14 protein-coding genes are annotated in these 16,811 nt (G+C 60.7%); 3 read left to right on the plus strand and 11 right to left on the minus strand.

Features of this window, described 5'->3' with window-relative positions:
* Positions 1 to 35: 35 nt before the first annotated feature.
* Positions 36 to 1,745 carry a single-stranded-DNA-specific exonuclease RecJ gene (recJ, locus tag K0P33_RS26185; protein ID WP_094951956.1) on the minus strand — a complete coding sequence of 570 codons (1,710 nt, stop codon included), beginning with the start codon at positions 1,743 to 1,745 and terminating at the stop codon, positions 36 to 38.
* 173 nt (positions 1,746 to 1,918) lie between these two features.
* Entirely contained in the window at positions 1,919 to 2,461 is a 543-nt protein-coding gene (locus K0P33_RS26190) for a YaeQ family protein (protein WP_003193952.1), read from the minus strand.
* A gap of 148 nt (positions 2,462 to 2,609) precedes the next feature.
* Between K0P33_RS26190 and K0P33_RS26195 the strand changes: the two genes are divergently transcribed.
* Entirely contained in the window at positions 2,610 to 3,809 is a 1,200-nt protein-coding gene (locus tag K0P33_RS26195; protein WP_242152347.1) for a CaiB/BaiF CoA-transferase family protein, read from the plus strand.
* Entirely contained in the window at positions 3,809 to 4,693 is an 885-nt protein-coding gene (locus K0P33_RS26200; protein ID WP_094951954.1) for a TIGR02285 family protein, read from the plus strand. Before K0P33_RS26195 ends, K0P33_RS26200 begins: the two co-directional genes overlap by 1 nt.
* 182 nt (positions 4,694 to 4,875) lie before the next feature.
* Here K0P33_RS26200 and K0P33_RS26205 read toward each other — a convergent pair whose 3' ends face one another.
* Entirely contained in the window at positions 4,876 to 5,160 is a 285-nt protein-coding gene (locus K0P33_RS26205; RefSeq protein WP_094951953.1) for a DUF3509 domain-containing protein, read from the minus strand.
* Between the two features lie 296 nt (positions 5,161 to 5,456).
* On the opposite strand from K0P33_RS26205, the gene K0P33_RS26210 reads away from it, so the two are divergent.
* A complete protein-coding gene (locus K0P33_RS26210; RefSeq protein ID WP_094951952.1) occupies positions 5,457 to 6,110 on the plus strand; it encodes a response regulator transcription factor in 654 nt (217 codons plus the stop codon).
* Here the strand turns inward: K0P33_RS26210 and K0P33_RS26215 are convergent.
* From K0P33_RS26215 to rplS, 8 genes are all read right to left on the minus strand, one after another.
* The gene (locus K0P33_RS26215) at positions 6,079 to 7,323 is read right to left on the minus strand and encodes an EAL domain-containing response regulator (protein ID WP_242152350.1); all 1,245 of its coding nucleotides are present in this window, start codon (positions 7,321 to 7,323) and stop codon (positions 6,079 to 6,081) included. The two genes, K0P33_RS26210 and K0P33_RS26215, sit on opposite strands and share 32 nt — an antisense overlap.
* Before the next feature lie 71 nt (positions 7,324 to 7,394).
* On the minus strand, positions 7,395 to 10,946 hold the full coding sequence (locus K0P33_RS26220; protein WP_242156123.1) for a transporter substrate-binding domain-containing protein: 3,552 nt from the start codon (positions 10,944 to 10,946) through the stop codon (positions 7,395 to 7,397).
* A gap of 139 nt (positions 10,947 to 11,085) precedes the next feature.
* Positions 11,086 to 12,495 carry a threonine synthase gene (thrC, locus tag K0P33_RS26225; protein ID WP_094951950.1) on the minus strand — a complete coding sequence of 470 codons (1,410 nt, stop codon included), beginning with the start codon at positions 12,493 to 12,495 and terminating at the stop codon, positions 11,086 to 11,088.
* Positions 12,496 to 12,598: 103 nt separating this feature from the next.
* On the minus strand, positions 12,599 to 13,903 hold the full coding sequence (locus K0P33_RS26230) for a homoserine dehydrogenase (protein WP_094951949.1): 1,305 nt from the start codon (positions 13,901 to 13,903) through the stop codon (positions 12,599 to 12,601).
* 122 nt (positions 13,904 to 14,025) lie between these two features.
* Positions 14,026 to 14,763 carry a thioredoxin fold domain-containing protein gene (locus K0P33_RS26235; RefSeq protein ID WP_094951948.1) on the minus strand — a complete coding sequence of 246 codons (738 nt, stop codon included), beginning with the start codon at positions 14,761 to 14,763 and terminating at the stop codon, positions 14,026 to 14,028.
* 152 nt (positions 14,764 to 14,915) lie between these two features.
* On the minus strand, positions 14,916 to 15,812 hold the full coding sequence (gene xerD / locus K0P33_RS26240; protein ID WP_242152352.1) for a site-specific tyrosine recombinase XerD: 897 nt from the start codon (positions 15,810 to 15,812) through the stop codon (positions 14,916 to 14,918).
* A 124-nt stretch (positions 15,813 to 15,936) separates the two neighbouring features.
* Entirely contained in the window at positions 15,937 to 16,350 is a 414-nt protein-coding gene (locus tag K0P33_RS26245) for an acyl-CoA thioesterase (protein WP_094951946.1), read from the minus strand.
* 81 nt (positions 16,351 to 16,431) lie between these two features.
* Positions 16,432 to 16,782, minus strand: a complete 351-nt coding sequence (gene rplS, locus K0P33_RS26250; protein ID WP_003175895.1) for a 50S ribosomal protein L19 — start codon at positions 16,780 to 16,782, stop codon at positions 16,432 to 16,434.
* Between the last annotated feature and the right edge of the window lie 29 nt (positions 16,783 to 16,811).

The raw sequence follows: 16,811 nt of genomic DNA on the forward strand, positions 1-16,811 counted from the left end.
CCCGCTCCCACATTTGTTTGCGGCGTGCCGAATAACTAGCGCGGTTCGATATGCGCAATCATCAACTGCACAGTTTCCTGCCCACGGAACTCGTTCACGTCCAGCTTGTAGGCCAACTCCACCCAACGCACCGTCGGGTTCGGCCAGACTTCACGGTCCACACCAAACGCAATGCCATCAAGCTTCACTGACCCGCATTCGCTCTTGAGCACCACTTTCAGGTGCCGCTCGCCCACTACGCGTTGTTCGACCAACTGAAACACGCCGTGAAACAACGGTTCTGGAAAATGCTGCCCCCACGGCCCGGCATGCCGCAATGCGCGCGCCAGTTCCAGGTGAAACTCTTCCACGGCCAAGGTGCCGTCAGACAGCAAGCGCCCGGTGAGGTCTTCTTCACGCAGTTGCCGACGTACTTCAGCGTCAAAGGCTTCGGCAAACAGTGGGAAATTCGCCTCGGGCAACGTCAGACCCGCCGCCATGGCGTGACCGCCGTACTTGGCGATCAGGTTGGGATGCTGGCTGGCAACGACCGCCAGGGCATCACGGATGTGAAAACCCTGCACAGAGCGCCCTGAGCCCTTGAGCAGGCCGTCGCCGGCGTCGGCAAAGGCGATGGTCGGGCGGAAATACCGCTCTTTCATCCGCGACGCCAGAATGCCGATCACGCCTTGGTGCCATTCCGGGTCGAACAGGCACAAACCGTACGGCATCGATTCCACCGGCAAATCCTTGAGCTGGGCGAGCGCCTCGCGCTGCATGCCCTGTTCGATGGATTTGCGGTCCTGGTTCATACCGTCCAGTTGCGCCGCCATTTCCCGCGCGGCGGCGAAGTCGGTGGTGAGCAGGCATTCGATGCCCAGGCTCATATCATCCAGGCGCCCGGCGGCATTCAGGCGCGGCCCGAGAATGAAACCGAGATCGGTAGAGGTGATGCGCGCGTGGTCGCGCTTGGCGACCTCGAGGATCGCCTTGATGCCCGGCCGCGCACGACCGGCACGAATGCGCTCCAGGCCCTGATGGACGAGGATGCGGTTGTTGGCGTCCAGGGGCACCACGTCAGCGACGCTGCCCAAGGCCACCAGATCAAGCAATTCGCCGATGTTCGGCTGCGGCTTGTTGTCGTACCAGCCCAGGCTGCGCAACCGCGCACGCAAAGCCATCAACACGTAAAAGATCACGCCGACGCCGGCCAGCGCCTTGCTGGGGAACTCACAGCCGGGCTGGTTCGGGTTGACGATGGCGTCTGCCGCCGGCAACTCATCGCCCGGCAAGTGGTGGTCGGTGACCAACACCTGCAAACCGGCCGCCTTCGCCGCCGCCACGCCTTCGACACTGGAAATACCGTTATCCACAGTAATCAGCAACTGCGGCTCGCGCTGCAGCGCCACCGCGACGATTTCCGGGGTCAGGCCGTAGCCGTACTCGAAGCGGTTGGGCACCAGGTAGTCGACATGCGCCGCACCGAGCAAACGCAGGCCCAAGGTGCCCACCGTGCTGGCAGTGGCGCCATCGGCGTCGAAGTCACCGACGATGAGAATGCGCTGGCGCTGCTCCAAGGCCGTCACCAGCAGGTCCACCGCGGCATCGATGCCCTTGAGCTGCTGGTAAGGAATCAACCGCGCCAGGCTCTTGTCCAGCTCGGCTTCAGACTGCACCCCGCGCGCGGCGTAGAGACGGGTCAACAGCGGTGGCAGTTCACCGAGAAACGGCAGGACGGCGGGCAACGGGCGAGGATCGATACGCATGAGGTGGCGGGTGCTTCTCTTCTAATACAACGGTTAAACAGGGATGTTGAAATGCAGTGGATCAAATGTGGGAGCTGGCTTGCCTGCGATGCAGGCGCCTCGGTCAAGCAGTTACGCGGCGTTGATGCTTTCGCGAGCAAGCCCGCTCCCACACAAGCCAGCTCCCACAGTTTTCAACCGCGCTCGCCAACCAGCCATTGCAGTTGCACTTCGTGCTGGCCGCGATCATCAGTCACAAAAATCGTGCCTTCACTGATCATCACGTCCCACTTGATCACGCGCGGCATGTCCTTGGCCAGGGTCTCGAGGACTTCCTGCGGCACGGCGGCGATGTGTACGTTTTTCAGGTTGTTGGCCACCGGCACCACTTTGCCTTCCCATACACGCAGGCTGCCATAGGCCAGCAGGCTGGTGCGCTCGGTACGGCGCGAGCACCAGGTCAGGCGGTCGGCGTCAGGCTGGCCGACTTCAATCCAGTGCAGAACCCGATCATCCAGGCTTTTTTCCCATAGGGCTGGTTCATCCACATCGGACAGACCACGACCAAACGCCAGTTGCTCGTTGTACCAGAGGGCATAGGCCAGCAGGCGCACGGTCATGCGTTCTTCGGTTTCCGAAGGGTGGCGGGCGATGGTCTGTTTGACGCTCTCGTACACCGAACGATCGAGGTCGGTGAGATTGAGTTCGAATTTGTAGGTCGTGGACGGCTGGGCCATGAACGGGCTTCTAGAGACAGGGAAAGGCGGCCAGTCTAACCGATGGCGGGGCCAATCAACGAATACTGCGCTGCATCATCCTTATCCCAAGGGGGCTCGCCTATGTTAAAAGGCATCACACCACCGCCCACGCTTGCTAAGGATCCTCATGTCGCTTAATGCCAAACCGCTTGCCGGCCTGAAAGTCATCGAACTGGGCACCCTGATCGCCGGCCCGTTTGCGTCGCGAATCTGCGCCGAGTTCGGCGCCGAGGTGATCAAGGTTGAATCCCCGGACGGCGGTGACCCGTTGCGCAAATGGCGCAAGCTGTATGAGGGCACGTCGCTGTGGTGGTTTGTGCAGGCGCGCAATAAGCAGTCGCTGACCCTCAACCTCAAGCACCCCGATGGCCTGGCGATCCTTAAACAGCTGTTGGCAGACGCCGACATCCTGATCGAAAACTTTCGCCCCGGCGTGCTGGAAAAACTCGGCCTGAGCTGGGAAACCCTGCATGCACTGAACCCCAAGCTGGTGATGGTGCGCCTTTCGGGCTTTGGCCAGACCGGGCCGATGAAAGACCAGCCGGGGTTCGGCGCGGTGGGCGAGTCGATGGGCGGCTTGCGCTACATCACCGGTTTTGAAGACCGCCCGCCGGTACGCACCGGGATCTCCATCGGCGATTCGATCGCCGCCTTGTGGGCGGTGATCGGCGCGCTGATGGCGCTGCGTCACCGCGAGGTCAACGGCGGGCTTGGCCAGGTGGTGGACGTGGCGCTGTATGAAGCTATTTTCGCGATGATGGAGAGCATGATCCCGGAGTTCGACGTGTTCGGCTTTATCCGCGAGCGCACCGGCAACATCATGCCCGGCATCACGCCTTCGTCGATCCATACCAGTGCCGATGGCAAGCACGTGCAAATCGGCGCCAATGGCGATGCGATCTTCAAGCGTTTCATGTCGGCGATTGGCCGTGAGGACCTGGCCAATGACCCGGTCTTGGCCAGCAATGACGGGCGCGACAGCCGCCGTGACGAGCTGTACGGCGTGATCGACCGCTGGGTCAACTCACTGCCGCTGGAGCAAGTGGTTGAGCAGCTCAACAAGGCTGAGGTCCCGGCCAGTCGTATCTACAGCGCCGAAGACATGCTCGGTGACCCGCAGTTTCTGGCGCGGGAAATGTTTCTGAAGGCCAAGTTGCCGGGCGGCAAGGATTTCAAGATGCCGGGGATCGTGCCCAAGCTCTCGGACACGCCAGGCAGTTGTGAGTGGGTCGGCCCGCAGCTGGGTGAACACAACAGCGTAGTGCTCAATGCGTTGGGCTATGACACGGCCGCCATTGCCCGCTTGCGTGAGGACGGCGCGATCTGATGGCTCACCCGCGCACACGTCGGTTCATTCAGCTGTGCCTGCTCGGCTCAGTATTCGGCGTATGGCCGCTCACCTCGCATGCTCAGGACACCTTGACCTGGCTGCTGCGCGACCTGCCGCCAGTGACCATCTTCGAGGGGCCAAAAAAAGGCCAGGGCGTACTGGATCAGTTGCTACCGATACTCAGCGAGCGCCTGCCGGAGTACCGTCATACCATGATGCACGTCAACCGCGCCCGCAGCATTCAAATGCTGCGCGCAGCCTCGCTGACCTGCGACCCGGCGCTGCTATGGACGCCGGAACGCGCGACATACGTTGTGTTTTCGGCCCAGGCCTTCGTGGTGGCGAGCAACGGGGTGACCCTGCGACGAAGCCAGTATCAGCAAATGGCGCCCTTTATTGCCGAGGGCCAATTTGACCTGCAAGCCTTTCTCGACTCGCATAAAGCACGCATTGGCGCGACCGCCGAACGCAGCTACGGCCCGGTCATCGATGCACAGCTAAAAGGCGTCGACTCACACATCCTGGCACTGCATTACGGCAATGACGCGCTTGGCAGTCTGCTGCAAATGCAGCGCCTTGGGCGGCTGGAAGCGGTGCTGGGCTACTGGCCGGAAATCCGCTATCACGCCACACAGCAGGGCATTGCGCCGCAGGACTTGATGTTCTATCCCATCAAAGGCTCAGCGCCTTACCAGCGTACGCATATCGGTTGCTCGGACACGCCCCAAGGTCGCCAGGCGATCGCGCGGATCGACCAGGTACTACGCGAAATCCCACAGGAACAGCTTCTGCAGTCCTACTTGCTGTGGTTGGACCCGGTCATGCGCGAGCAGTATTTGCGCGACAACCCGAGCTTTTTCCAGGATTCGCCGGAGCGCTGAGCAATCACAAGGCAAATCGCAGGCAAAAAGAAACCCCGAAGAGTGGGGAGACACTTCGGGGTTAAACGTGGCCTACAAAGACCAGTACAACAAGCCACAAACACCGGAGCACAATGTTCGCTCTTGCTGTTACAAAATCTGACCGGCCATGCTGTAGGAAGTTTCCCTAGACAAACAATTCTTCATGCAGCGGCGCCATTGCGCGTCTGGGCAGCGTTGCGCAATGCCGCGATGACGGAAGGCTCCAGGCGCCCTTCGGCGATTTTCAGGTCGCGCAGCAGGCAATCCACCACATCCACCAGCACGCGTTTATCAGTCAATTGCGCGCGGTCGACTTCACGCTCGACAACAATGGCGCCGGCCGGGTTCTTCACGGTCACCAGGCATTCGCCCTGCACACCTGCGGTGGTCAATGTCACCTGATAAGGGCTCAGTGCTTCTTCGAGCAATAGGCTGATACTTTCCATCTCGATCACCACTCAATAGTTCGGGAACAATCGTTTCAACGGCAGCTGCCTCTATCCTAAGTGACTGGTTATGACGTAGGAAAGTTCGCTTTATCGTCTTTATGGGGTCGTCAGGGAGTGACGTGAACCAGCATGCGCTTGCAACATGACAAGCAAAAAACGGCCGCACCTAACTGCTTACGCAAAGGGTGGCTGTTTTGCGGGGAAAACGGCGTTTTACACAGTGCTTGACCCTGCCCTCATGCCGCTCCTGCGCTTTACAGGCTAAAATCCCCGAATTATCCCGGGAGCCTGTCTTGAGAGCTGCGTCTGAATCGCCACTTCGCATCGTCCTGGCCGATGACCACCCGATTTTCCTCATCGGCCTGCGGGCGGTGCTGGAGCGCGACGAACGGCTGACGATCGTCGGTGAAGCCAATTCCCCCGAGGCCCTTGCCGAGCTATTGCGACAGTGCGCCTGCGATGTGCTGGTCACCGACTTCATGATGCCCGCCGCCCCACACGCAGACGGCTTGCGCCTGATTGAACAGGTGCGCCGACATTACCCGGCTCTGCCGATTGTGGTGGTGACCATGCTCAATAACGCGGGGTTGTTTCATGCCATCCTCGAACTGGGCGTCATGGGCCTGTTGAGCAAGGCCAGCCTCGCCGATGAGCTGCCGCAAGCCATCCGCCACGTGCGGCAGCGGCGACGCTACGTAGCCCACGCGATCCGTCAGGCATTGAACCTGGGCGGTGACGATCGTGTGCACTCCCTGGACGCGCTGTCACCCCGCGAATTGGAAGTCATCCGCCTGCTCGCGGGAGGGTTGACGGTGGGCGAGATCGCCGCGCACCTTCATCGCAGCAAACAAACCGTCAGCGCGCAAAAAGTCAGCGCCATGCGCAAGCTTGGCTTGAACAACGATGCGGCCCTGTTCATCTACGTACAGGAACACGGGCTGGCCTAGCCTGAGACGCAATCCATTGTTTCAGTGCCTCAGCGCCCATGGGCCGGGCAATAAAGCAGCCTTGCAGCCATGCCGCGCCCAGTTCACCCACCGCGTGATAATCGGCAGCGCTTTCAACCCCGGTGACCACCACACCGATGCCCAGTCGCCCGGCCATGCTCATGGCGCCGGCAACCACCGCCGCCTTGCGATCGTCACTGGCCATGCCGCTGGCAAACGCCGGGGGAATTTTCAGCTCGCTGAAGGGCAACTCCAGTAAGCGTTGCAGACTAGTACCGCCCACGCCGAAATCACCGATGGACAGCTTGCACCCCATCATCCGCAACCGCAGCAAGCCGGTGACGTGGGCGCTGTCGGTCTTCAACCGCGAGGTTTCCACCAGTTCCAGGGTCAAGCTATGCGCGGGTACACCATGAAGCTGCAGCAAGCCTTGCAACACCTCGGGGAAGTGCGAGCGCTCCAGCATCCGCCCCGGAATGTTCACCGCCACCGGCAGCACTTGGCCGGTCTCGTGCTTCACTTGGCAGGCCAGGCCCAGCGCTTGTTCGAGCACGTGCCAGGTAAACGCCTCTTCCATTCCGGCAAATTCCAGCACCGGCAGGAATTCGTCAGGTAACAGCAACTCGCCTTGCGGGGCCTGCCAACGTGCCAGCGCCTCCACACCTTGCAACGCGCCTGCCTGGCTGACGATTGGCTGATACCAGACAGTGCCAGAGCGTGCGATCGCAACCTGGCTCACGTCCGCAGAGGGCGGCAACGGCTCGATGTCGCTCACCCCCAATAACTGGCGCACCCGCTCCCAGGACGTCCCCGGCAACCCCGGCCGCAAGCGTGCCTGGCAAGCCGTCAGCATTTGCCCGATCAGTGTTGCCGACGCAGGCTTGGGCAAGCAGCCGAGCACGTTGAGCCCCAACTGCCGCGCCATGTTCGCCACCCCGTCCAACACATCCGGCTCGGCGTTGCTCAGCAGGATCAATACTTGAGCCTGGCGGCGTTCGGCCATTTCGCGAATCAGCTCCAGACCATCGCCCTGCTCCAGGTACAGATCACATATCGCAATGTCCACCGCGCCCTTGCTTTCCAGGGACTGGCGGGCAGCGTCAACCGTTTCGGCGGTGAGCACATTGAACACGCCGTTGGCATTGAGCATCTGATGCAGGGCCATCAGCTGGAACGGGTTGTCTTCAAGAATCAGGACTTTGAGTGAGCGCATGGACACGTAACCGGGGAAAGCGAGAGTCTACAGACTAGTCAAAAACCCGCGCCTTCCCCATAGGACATGTCCTATTCAGGCTGATTCAGACAGGCGTCCAGCTCGCGCCGGAACTCGACCAAGGCTTCGCACAGCGTCACCCAGTGCACGTTGATCTGTGCGTTACGCGGATCCCGGATACAGGCTTCAAGCGCCACGCAGGCCTTGGCCAGCGGCAATGCATCCACCAGGCAGCAAATCCCCTTCAGCCGGTGCAAAGAGGCCGACAGCCGGGCCAGGTCGTGTTCTGTCATGGCGGCGGCCATCACGTTGTGTTCCTGCTCAAGGCTCCTGGCCAGTTCCTGCAACATGCGCTGCAAGACTGGCCCGTCGGCCTGGGTCATGGCCCGCAGGGTCTGGATACTGAACGAGCGCGAAGGCGCCAAGCGGGCAAGCACGCGCGTCCAGTGTTCAAGGGTCACGGGCTTGACCAGCAGTTCATCCATTCCTGCCTCGCGGCAGCGCTGCTGTTCGTCATCGAAGGCATTGGCCGTGCAGCCCACCAGCGCACTGCGCGGTCGTTGCTCGCGCGCTTCAATTTGGCGGATCGTCTCGCTCAAGGCGTAGCCGGACATGCCCGGCATGTTGCAATCGGTGACCAGCACGTCAAACACCTCCCGTCGCCAGCACTGCAAGGCGGCCTCCGCCGAGTCGACGGCCACGACCTGATGGCCCAGAAACTGTAGCTGCTGAACCAGCACCAGACGATTGGCCGGCAGGTCATCGACCACCAGCACCGAAAGGCTGCGGCCAGCGACAGGCAACGACGCAGCAAGTGCCGCAGGCACGTCGTCACTGCTGACCCGGTCCAGATACAGGTCGATACACACTGCCGTGCCTTCCCCCACCACACTGTTCAAGGTGATGCGCCCGCCCATCAATTCCACCAGCTGCTGGCAGATGCTCAAGCCCAGGCCGGTCCCACCGTGCTCGGCAGCCGTCAGCGCGCTGACCTGTATAAACGGCTTGAACACCCGCGCCTGCTGCTCAATACCGATGCCGGGGCCGCTGTCTTCCACACACAGATGCAAGTATTCAGCACCCACCGGATCACGCTTGCACTCGACACTGACGCGAACCTCACCGCGCTGGGTAAATTTGAGCGCGTTACCCAACAAGTTATGGAGGACTTGGCGCAGGCGCAGCGGGTCGAACCAGTAGTGCCCTTGCGCAGCGGGATCAAAAGCCAGTGTCAAATGCAGGCCTTTTTTTTGCGCCATGGCTTCAAACAGCCGCTGTATGCCCTCAAAGAAACTTCTCAAGTCCGTGGTCTGCGGCGCCAGTTGCAGATGGCCGGCTTCAATCTTCGCCAGGTCCAGGCTGTCACCGATCAGGGCAATCAACTCTCGTGCAGAACGATGGGCCACCTGCAGTGCCTCGGACACGGTATTACCTTCGGCCAGTGCCCGTTCTTGCTCCAACTCAAGCAAACCAATAATGGCGGTCATCGGTGTGCGAATCTCGTGGCTCAGGGTCGAAAGAAAGGCGCTTTTGGCGTAGTTCGCTTCGTCAGCGGCCTGGCGTGCGTCCATCAACTGGTGTTCCAGGAGTTTGCGCTCGTTGATGTCGATCCAGCCACCGAGCAACCCCTGCAATTGGCCCTTCGCGTCAAAGAACGGCACCGTCCATTGGTAGACATGAAAGGTCCCACCGTTGAACTCCAATTGCCGGTCTACGAACAGCGACTGTTGCGTTGCCAACTGCTCCATGTGCTCGGCGTGCAAGCGCGCAGCAACGGCTTCGGGCAACAGGCCGCTCTCCATCAGCGTCAGGCCCTTGATCTGTTCACGCGTGGTCGCCAATTGCTGCTCATAGCGGGTGTTGCAGGTCACCAGCCGCCCGGCCAGGTCGCGAACGAACACCGGGTTGGGCATCCCGTCCAGCAGTGCGCTCTTGAACGCTAACTGGTCGTTAAGCCGTTGCTCGGCCTGCAGGCGCTGACGAATCTGGCGCTTAAGCCGGCTGTTCCATGCCAGCGACACGAGCACAAACAACAACGCCATGGCGACCGTCCAATAGGCCCAGGGCGGCACACGTTGCCAGGCGGGCACCAGGACCGGCACGGCCCCAAGCCAACGCATACGCAGGGCGCTCAACTCCGCTACCGGAAGCGCCTCCAACGCTTTGTTCAGAATGCTCAGCAGTTCGGGCTGATCCTTACGCACCGAGAAGCAGTTGGCCGACCACTTGCCCTCGACACTGCGACCGATGCGCAACTCATCGGCCGGGTAGCTTTGTACTTCCACTTCACTCTGGATAGTCGCCGCCGCATCGCCCCGCGTTACCAGTTCGCGGGCCTGGGCGTAAGTATCGACCGAGCGCAGCTCGATCCCAGGGTGTTCGCGACGAATGTACCCTTCCAGGACATGCCGTGACGGCAGCGCCAGCACCCTGCCTGAAAGCTCGCTCAAACTGGCCACTGGCGGCTCGTCCGCGCGCTGGATAAACACCCAGCCGGAGCCACCAAAACCATGGCTGAAATTGAGGAATGCCTTGCGCTCCTGACTCTCGGCCAGGGTGGTGTTCATGTCCGCCCTGCCCGTTTCCAGCAACGCCAAGGATTGTGCCGTGGACGCCACTTCCTCCATGACAAACTGCAAGCCGGTCGTGCGTGAAATGCGGTTGAGCAAGTCCACATTCAGCCCCACCCACTGGCCGTCCTTGTCCTTGAATAGGTACGGCGAGAGTGGCTGGGACGCCACCACCACATGGGGATGCTGGAGCACCCATGCGCGTTCCGAGGCCGACAGCGCTATGCGCTCAGCGACCACCCCGACGCCCAGGCCGGTGGTCCAGCGCGCGAGGATTTCGCGCTGCACGGACTCGTCGATACTCGACAGCGCCTGGTCCATCATCGCCCCCAACTGCGGGTCGGCCTCGCGTGTGGCAAAAGCAAAACCAATGGGCGCCAGCCGGCTTTCCACTTTGATCTGCAAGCCCAGATGGGGCCGCAGCGACGTGTACGCACGCACGATCACTTCGTTGCCGATAAACGCATCGGCATCGCCTTGTGCCAACGCTTCCAAACCGCTGTAGAGATTCGGCGCCAGCATGATGTGGCTGCCGGGATACGCCTGATGGACGTTCTTGACGTTGGCGTAGCCGTCCAGCAACACCACCTTCTTGTCCTCAAGGCTCTCGTTCTGGGTGGTGTCATCCCGACGCACAACCACCACCGAACGGTCCGGCATATAGTCTGCGGTAAAGCGCAGCCCCGGCACGTCACGCTCGTAGCCATTGGCGCTGGTGAGGATATCGATGGCACCGGTCCGCAACGCTTCTACCGCCTGCGCCCGTTCGGAAAAACCCAGTACTTGCATCGGCGCATTCAAACGCGCGCCGATCAGGCTCAGGTAATCGGCGCTGATGCCTTGGTAGCGATTGCGGTCGCGTGTGATATCAATCGGTTGATAGTCATCAATCGAGATGCCCACTTTTAATGGCCGATGCGCTGCAAGCCATTGTTGCTCGCTGGCCGTCAGGGGCATGGGCTCCATGGCTATAAACGCCGGCACCAGTTTGAACGGCAGGCTGACAGCGGCCAGGCTTGCCGAGACCGGCAATAGCAACAACACGCACGTCATCCACACGCGTGCTCGGGTCGATATACTCACCGGTTGGGTTTCCTTGATTGTTCTTGTCAGTCGCCGCGCAAGTATGGCTCGCCAGAATGAAAAAGCCCGTCACGAAGACGGGCTTGGTCCACCACGCAAAACCGCTGGGTCAGAGTGGCTTGCCGCGGTTGCCATGCTGGCTGACAAACGCCTGCACGGCCTTCAAGTCATTGGCCAACACCGTACAGCGCTCTTCGCGTTCGAACAGGTCGGCCAAGTGCTCCGGCAATTCCAACGCTTTGCCCACACCCGCCTTCTCTACCGCTTCCGGGAACTTGACCGGGTGAGCCGTACCGAGGATCACCATCGGGATGTCCAGGCTGCGTCGGCATTCGCGTGCGGCCTTCACGCCGATAGCGGTGTGCGGGTCCAGCAGTTCGCCGGTCTGCGCAAAGACCTCAGCAATGGTTTCACAGGTCTGTGCATCGTCCACCGCCAAGGAGTCGAACAGTTTGCGGGTTTCGGTCCAGCGCTCTTGCTCGACGCTGAAGCCGCCACCGCTCTTGAAGCTGCTCATCAGCTCGGCCAGCGCGGCGCCGTTGCGACCGTGCATGTCGAACAGCAGGCGTTCGAAGTTCGACGACACCATGATGTCCATGGACGGCGACAGCGTGGCGTGCAGGGTTTCCTTGACGTACTGGTTGCCGCTCATGAAGCGGTGCAGGATGTCGTTGCGGTTGGTGGCGACGATCAACTGGTTGATCGGCAGGCCCATGTTGCGCGCCAGGTAGCCGGCAAAGATGTCGCCGAAGTTGCCGGTCGGCACCGAGAACGACACCGAACGTGCCGGGCCGCCCAACTGCAGGGCTGCGTGGAAGTAGTAAACGATCTGGGCCATGATCCGCGCCCAGTTGATCGAGTTTACGGCGACCAGGCGCGTGCCTTTGAGGAAGCTCTGGTCAGCGAAACTGTTCTTGACCATTTCCTGGCAGTCATCGAAGTTGCCTTCGATGGCGATATTGTGGATGTTCTCGCCAAAAATGGTGGTCATCTGGCGACGCTGCACTTCCGACACGCGCTTGTGCGGGTGCAGGATAAAGATGTCAACGTTTTCGCAATGCTTGCAGCCTTCGATGGCCGCCGAGCCGGTATCACCTGAGGTAGCGCCGATGATCACCACGCGCTCGCCGCGCTTTTCAAGCACGTAATCGAGCAGGCGACCGAGCAGTTGCAGGGCGAAGTCCTTGAACGCCAGGGTTGGCCCGTGGAACAGCTCAAGCACCCACTCGTTGCCGTTCAGTTGGCGCAACGGGGCAATGGCGCTGTGGGAAAACACGCCGTATGTCTCTTCCAGAATCTTCTTGAAATCCGCATCCGGAATGCTGCCGGTGACGAACGGGCGCATCACCCGGAACGCCAGCTCGTGGTATGGCAGGCCAGCCCACGAAGCGATTTCTTCCTGAGTAAAACGTGGCAGGTTTTCCGGCACGTACAGGCCGCCGTCAGTGGCAAGGCCGGCGAGCAAAACGTCTTCGAAATTCAGGGCCGGTGCCTGGCCGCGGGTGCTGATGTAACGCATAGGGGCAAACCTTCGGTTTGGGCTTCAAGCTTCAAGTGACAAGCTTCAAGTTAAAGCAGCTCTGCTTTTACTTGCAGCTTGCAGCTTGGCGCTTGCAGCTGAATTAATTTAGATGTTCGACGCGAATACGAACGACCGGCCCAACCACGCCCTGAAGAGATTCGAGCGCCCGGATGGCATCGTTCATGTGCTGCTCGAGCACGCGGTGGGTCAGCAGGATCATCGGCACCTGGCCGTTTTGCTCCTCGACTTCCTTCTGCATGATCGACTCGATGTTGATACCGCGCTCCGAGAGGATGCTTGCGACCTGAGCCAACACGCCCGGATGATCTTGGGCCTGGATGCGCAGGTAGTAGGCGCTTTCGCAGGCCTCGATCGGCAGGATCGGGTGAGCCGACAGCGAATCCGGCTGGAAAGCCAGGTGCGGCACGCGGTTTTCCGGGTCGCTGGTCATGGCGCGAACCACGTCCACCAGGTCGGCGATCACCGAGGAAGCGGTTGGCTCCATGCCGGCGCCGGCGCCGTAGAACAATGTAGAACCGGCAGCGTCACCGTTGACCATCACCGCGTTCATCACGCCGTTGACGTTGGCGATCAGGCGGTCGGCCGGGATCAGCGTCGGGTGCACACGCAGCTCGATACCAGCCGCAGTGCTGCGCGCCACGCCCAGGTGCTTGATGCGGTAGCCCAGGGCCTCGGCGTAGTTCACGTCGGCAGTGGTCAGTTTGGTGATGCCTTCGGTGTAGGCCTTGTCGAACTGCAGCGGGATACCAAAGGCGATGGATGCCAGGATGGTCAGCTTGTGCGCAGCGTCGATGCCTTCCACGTCGAAGGTCGGGTCGGCCTCGGCGTAACCCAGGGCCTGGGCTTCGGCCAGCACGTCTTCGAAGGTACGGCCCTTCTCGCGCATTTCAGTGAGGATGAAGTTACCGGTGCCGTTGATGATGCCGGCTACCCAGTTGATACGGTTGGCCGACAGGCCTTCACGGATCGCCTTGATCACCGGGATGCCACCGGCCACGGCGGCTTCGAACGCAACGATCACGCCCTTCTCGCGCGCCTTGGCGAAGATCTCGTTGCCGTGCACGGCGATCAGCGCCTTATTGGCGGTAACCACGTGCTTGCCGTTCTCGATGGCCAGCAGCACCAGATCACGGGCCACGGTGTAGCCGCCGACCAGTTCGATGACGATATCGATTTCAGGGTTGGTGGCCACGGCGAAGACATCGTTGGTAATCGCAATACCGGTCGTTTGGAACTGAGGCTTTGGCGTACGCGTGGCAATTTGCGCCACTTCAATCCCACGCCCTGCACGGCGGGAAATTTCTTCAGCATTACGCTGAAGTACGTTGAAGGTGCCGCCACCGACGGTCCCTAACCCACAGATGCCTACTTTGACCGGTTTCACTGAAGAACTCCCCATGAAACGGCCGACTCAAGGCCGGCCGTGAAAAACAGCCGCACAACTGCGGCTCTCAATTAATGCCCCGCCGACTGTTCGACGGGGCAAGATCGTCAAAGGCTCGACGATTACTGCTTACTCGCACCCAGTGCCAGTTTGGCAACTTGTGGCGCCGGCTGGTAGCCCGGAATCACTTGGCCGTCAGCCAACACGATGGCCGGTGTTCCGTTCACACCAATGGACTGGCCCAAGGCAAACTGCTTGGAAACCGGGTTGGCGCATTTGGCCGCCTTGATTTCCTTGCCATCGACCATTTTGTCCAAGGCGGCTTTCTTATCGGCCGAGCACCAGACTGCCTGCAACTGTTCGTCACCCGGCGAGCCCAGGCCCTGGCGCGGGAACGCTACGTAACGCACTTCCACACCCAGCTTGTTCAGCGCAGGCACTTCGGCGTGCAGCTTGTGGCAGTACGGGCAGGTGGTGTCGGTGAACACGGTGATGTGGGTCTTGGTCTCGCCGATGGCCGGATAAACCACGGTTTCAGCCACCGGAATACCATTGATCAGCTTGGACACGCCCAGGCGCTCGGCTTTCTCGGTCAGGTTGACCGGCTTGCCGTCTTTCAGCTGGAACAGGTAGCCCTGGACGATGTACTGGCCATCGGCGCTGGCGTACAGCACGCGGCTGCCCTTGAGCTTGACTTCATACAGGCCCGCCATCGGGCTGGCACTGATGCTTTCGATTGGCGTGTCGAGCGCCAGGTTGGCCAAGCTCTTGCGAATCGTTTGCTCGGCGGCGTCATCGGCGACAACAAAGGTGGAAACCAACGCAATCGCTGCGGCGGCAATAATCTGGGTCAAGCGCATGGGAACTCCTGAAGGCAGATACAGGGACGGGTGTGGAACACCGATCTGGAAATACGGGCTGAGGCCGTCCCCTTTGCTAACCGGCAAAGCCTACCACAGTTGGGCCGCAGGGCAGACTGCGGTGGGTAAATAGGGCCTTTTCCGACATTATTTTATCCGCGTGGGTGGTGCTTGGCGTGCATATCCTGCAAGCGTGCGCGTGCCACGTGGGTGTAGATCTGGGTTGTGGATAAGTCACTGTGACCCAGCAGCATTTGCACGACGCGCAAGTCCGCACCGTGGTTGAGCAAATGGGTGGCAAACGCGTGGCGCAATGTGTGCGGCGAAAGCGCCTTGCCGATCCCAGCCACCTTGGCCTGGTGCTTGATACGGTGCCAGAAGGTCTGGCGGGTCATCTGCTCGCCGCGCAGGCTGGGGAACAGCACATCGCTGGGCCGTCCACCGAGCAACTCACCGCGGGCATCACGCATGTAGCGCTCGACCCACACAATCGCCTCCTCGCCCATGGGTACCAAGCGCTCCTTGCTGCCCTTGCCCATCACCCGGAGCACGCCCTGGCGCAGGTTGACTTGCTCCAGGGTCAGGCTGATCAGCTCGGTCACGCGCAGGCCGCAGGCGTAGAGCACTTCGAGCATGGCGCGGTCGCGCTGGCCGATGGCTTCGCTCAGGTCGGGGGCGGAGAGCAAGGCATCGACGTCGGCTTCCGACAGGGATTTGGGCAATGGCCGACCCAGCTGCGGCATGTCGATTTGCAGAGTTGGGTCGACGGCGATGAGTTTTTCCCGCAGCAGGTAGCGATAAAAGCCACGCACGCCGGAGAGAAAGCGCGCCGTGGAGCGCGGTTTGTAGCTCTGTTCCAAGCGCCAGGCCAGGTGATCGAGGATCAGCTCACGACCGGCATTGATCAGTTCGAGGTTTTTTTCCTGCAACCAGCCATTGAACAGCGCCAGGTCGCTGCGATAGGCCTGACGGGTGTTGTCCGACAGGCCTTTTTCCAGCCAGAGGGCGTCGAGGAAGCGGTCGATCAAAGGGTGGTCAATGGCGGGCATAGGGGCTCAGGCGAATGAAGGTGGTGGCTGGTAGATCCTATCGCAGGCACGCCAGCTCCCACACTGAAAATGCATTTCCTTGTGGGCGCTGGCGTGCCTGCGATGGCTGCGACTCGGTCTCGGATCAGCCCACAAACCCAGGCAACACCGGCACCGGCCGCTTGTCGGCATCGATCGCGACAAAGCTAAACACGCCTTGGATGGCTTTTTCGCGGCCATCAGCACTCATGCTTTCAACAAACACTTCGACTTCGACCTTGAGGCTGGTATTGCCCACCTTGATCACACGGCCAATCAACTCAACGATGGAGCCGGCCGGGATCGCATGGTTAAAGTCGATACGATCGGTGGAGACCGTCACCAGCGGCAAACGGCAAAACCGCGTAGCGGTGATGAACGACACTTCGTCCATCCAGGCTAACGCAGTGCCGCCGAACAGCGTGTTGTGGTGGTTGGTGGTCGGCGGAAACACGGCCTTGGTCACGTGGGTCACGGACAGGTCGGTGCGACGCTGGATTTCTTCGAGGCGGGTGGTCATGGGCAAATACCGGCAATGGACAAATTTCAGGCACAAAAAAGCAGCCCGTAGGCTGCTTTTTTCTGCATCGGGAAGCTGGACTTAAGCCAGTTTTTCCTTGATGCGAGCTGCTTTACCGGACAGGTCACGCAGGTAGTACAGCTTGGCTTTACGTACGTCACCGCGACGCTTAACGGCCATGCTGTCGATTTGCGGGCTGTAGGTCTGGAAAGTACGCTCTACGCCAACACCGTTGGAGATTTTACGAACAGTGAAAGCACTGTTCACACCACGGTTACGCTTGGCGATTACCACGCCTTCGAACGCTTGCAGACGCGAACGGTCGCCTTCCTTCACTTTCACCTGAACGACAATAGTGTCGCCCGGGGCAAAGGTAGGGATCTCTTTGGTCATCTGCTCTGCTTCGAGTGCAAGGATGATTTTGTTAGTCATGCTGTGCTCCTAAGGTAAGTCGTCGGACC

It is taken from the genome of Pseudomonas sp. ArH3a, from assembly GCF_022648765.1.
GTDB lineage: Bacteria > Pseudomonadota > Gammaproteobacteria > Pseudomonadales > Pseudomonadaceae > Aquipseudomonas.

Excerpts from the sequence above, each read along its gene's own strand:
- K0P33_RS26235 (WP_094951948.1), bottom strand. The coding sequence starts at position 14,763 with ATGCGCTTGACCCAGATTATTGCCGCCGCAGCGATTGCGTTGGTTTCC.
- xerD (WP_242152352.1), bottom strand. The coding sequence starts at position 15,812 with ATGCCCGCCATTGACCACCCTTTGATCGACCGCTTCCTCGACGCCCTC.
- K0P33_RS26200 (WP_094951954.1), top strand. The coding sequence starts at position 3,809 with ATGGCTCACCCGCGCACACGTCGGTTCATTCAGCTGTGCCTGCTCGGC.
- K0P33_RS26190 (WP_003193952.1), bottom strand. The coding sequence starts at position 2,461 with ATGGCCCAGCCGTCCACGACCTACAAATTCGAACTCAATCTCACCGAC.
- K0P33_RS26220 (WP_242156123.1), bottom strand. The coding sequence starts at position 10,946 with ATGACGTGCGTGTTGTTGCTATTGCCGGTCTCGGCAAGCCTGGCCGCT.
- rplS (WP_003175895.1), bottom strand. The coding sequence starts at position 16,782 with ATGACTAACAAAATCATCCTTGCACTCGAAGCAGAGCAGATGACCAAA.
- thrC (WP_094951950.1), bottom strand. The coding sequence starts at position 12,495 with ATGCGTTACATCAGCACCCGCGGCCAGGCACCGGCCCTGAATTTCGAA.
- K0P33_RS26245 (WP_094951946.1), bottom strand. The coding sequence starts at position 16,350 with ATGACCACCCGCCTCGAAGAAATCCAGCGTCGCACCGACCTGTCCGTG.
- K0P33_RS26195 (WP_242152347.1), top strand. The coding sequence starts at position 2,610 with ATGTCGCTTAATGCCAAACCGCTTGCCGGCCTGAAAGTCATCGAACTG.
- K0P33_RS26205 (WP_094951953.1), bottom strand. The coding sequence starts at position 5,160 with ATGGAAAGTATCAGCCTATTGCTCGAAGAAGCACTGAGCCCTTATCAG.
- recJ (WP_094951956.1), bottom strand. The coding sequence starts at position 1,745 with ATGCGTATCGATCCTCGCCCGTTGCCCGCCGTCCTGCCGTTTCTCGGT.
- K0P33_RS26215 (WP_242152350.1), bottom strand. The coding sequence starts at position 7,323 with ATGCGCTCACTCAAAGTCCTGATTCTTGAAGACAACCCGTTCCAGCTG.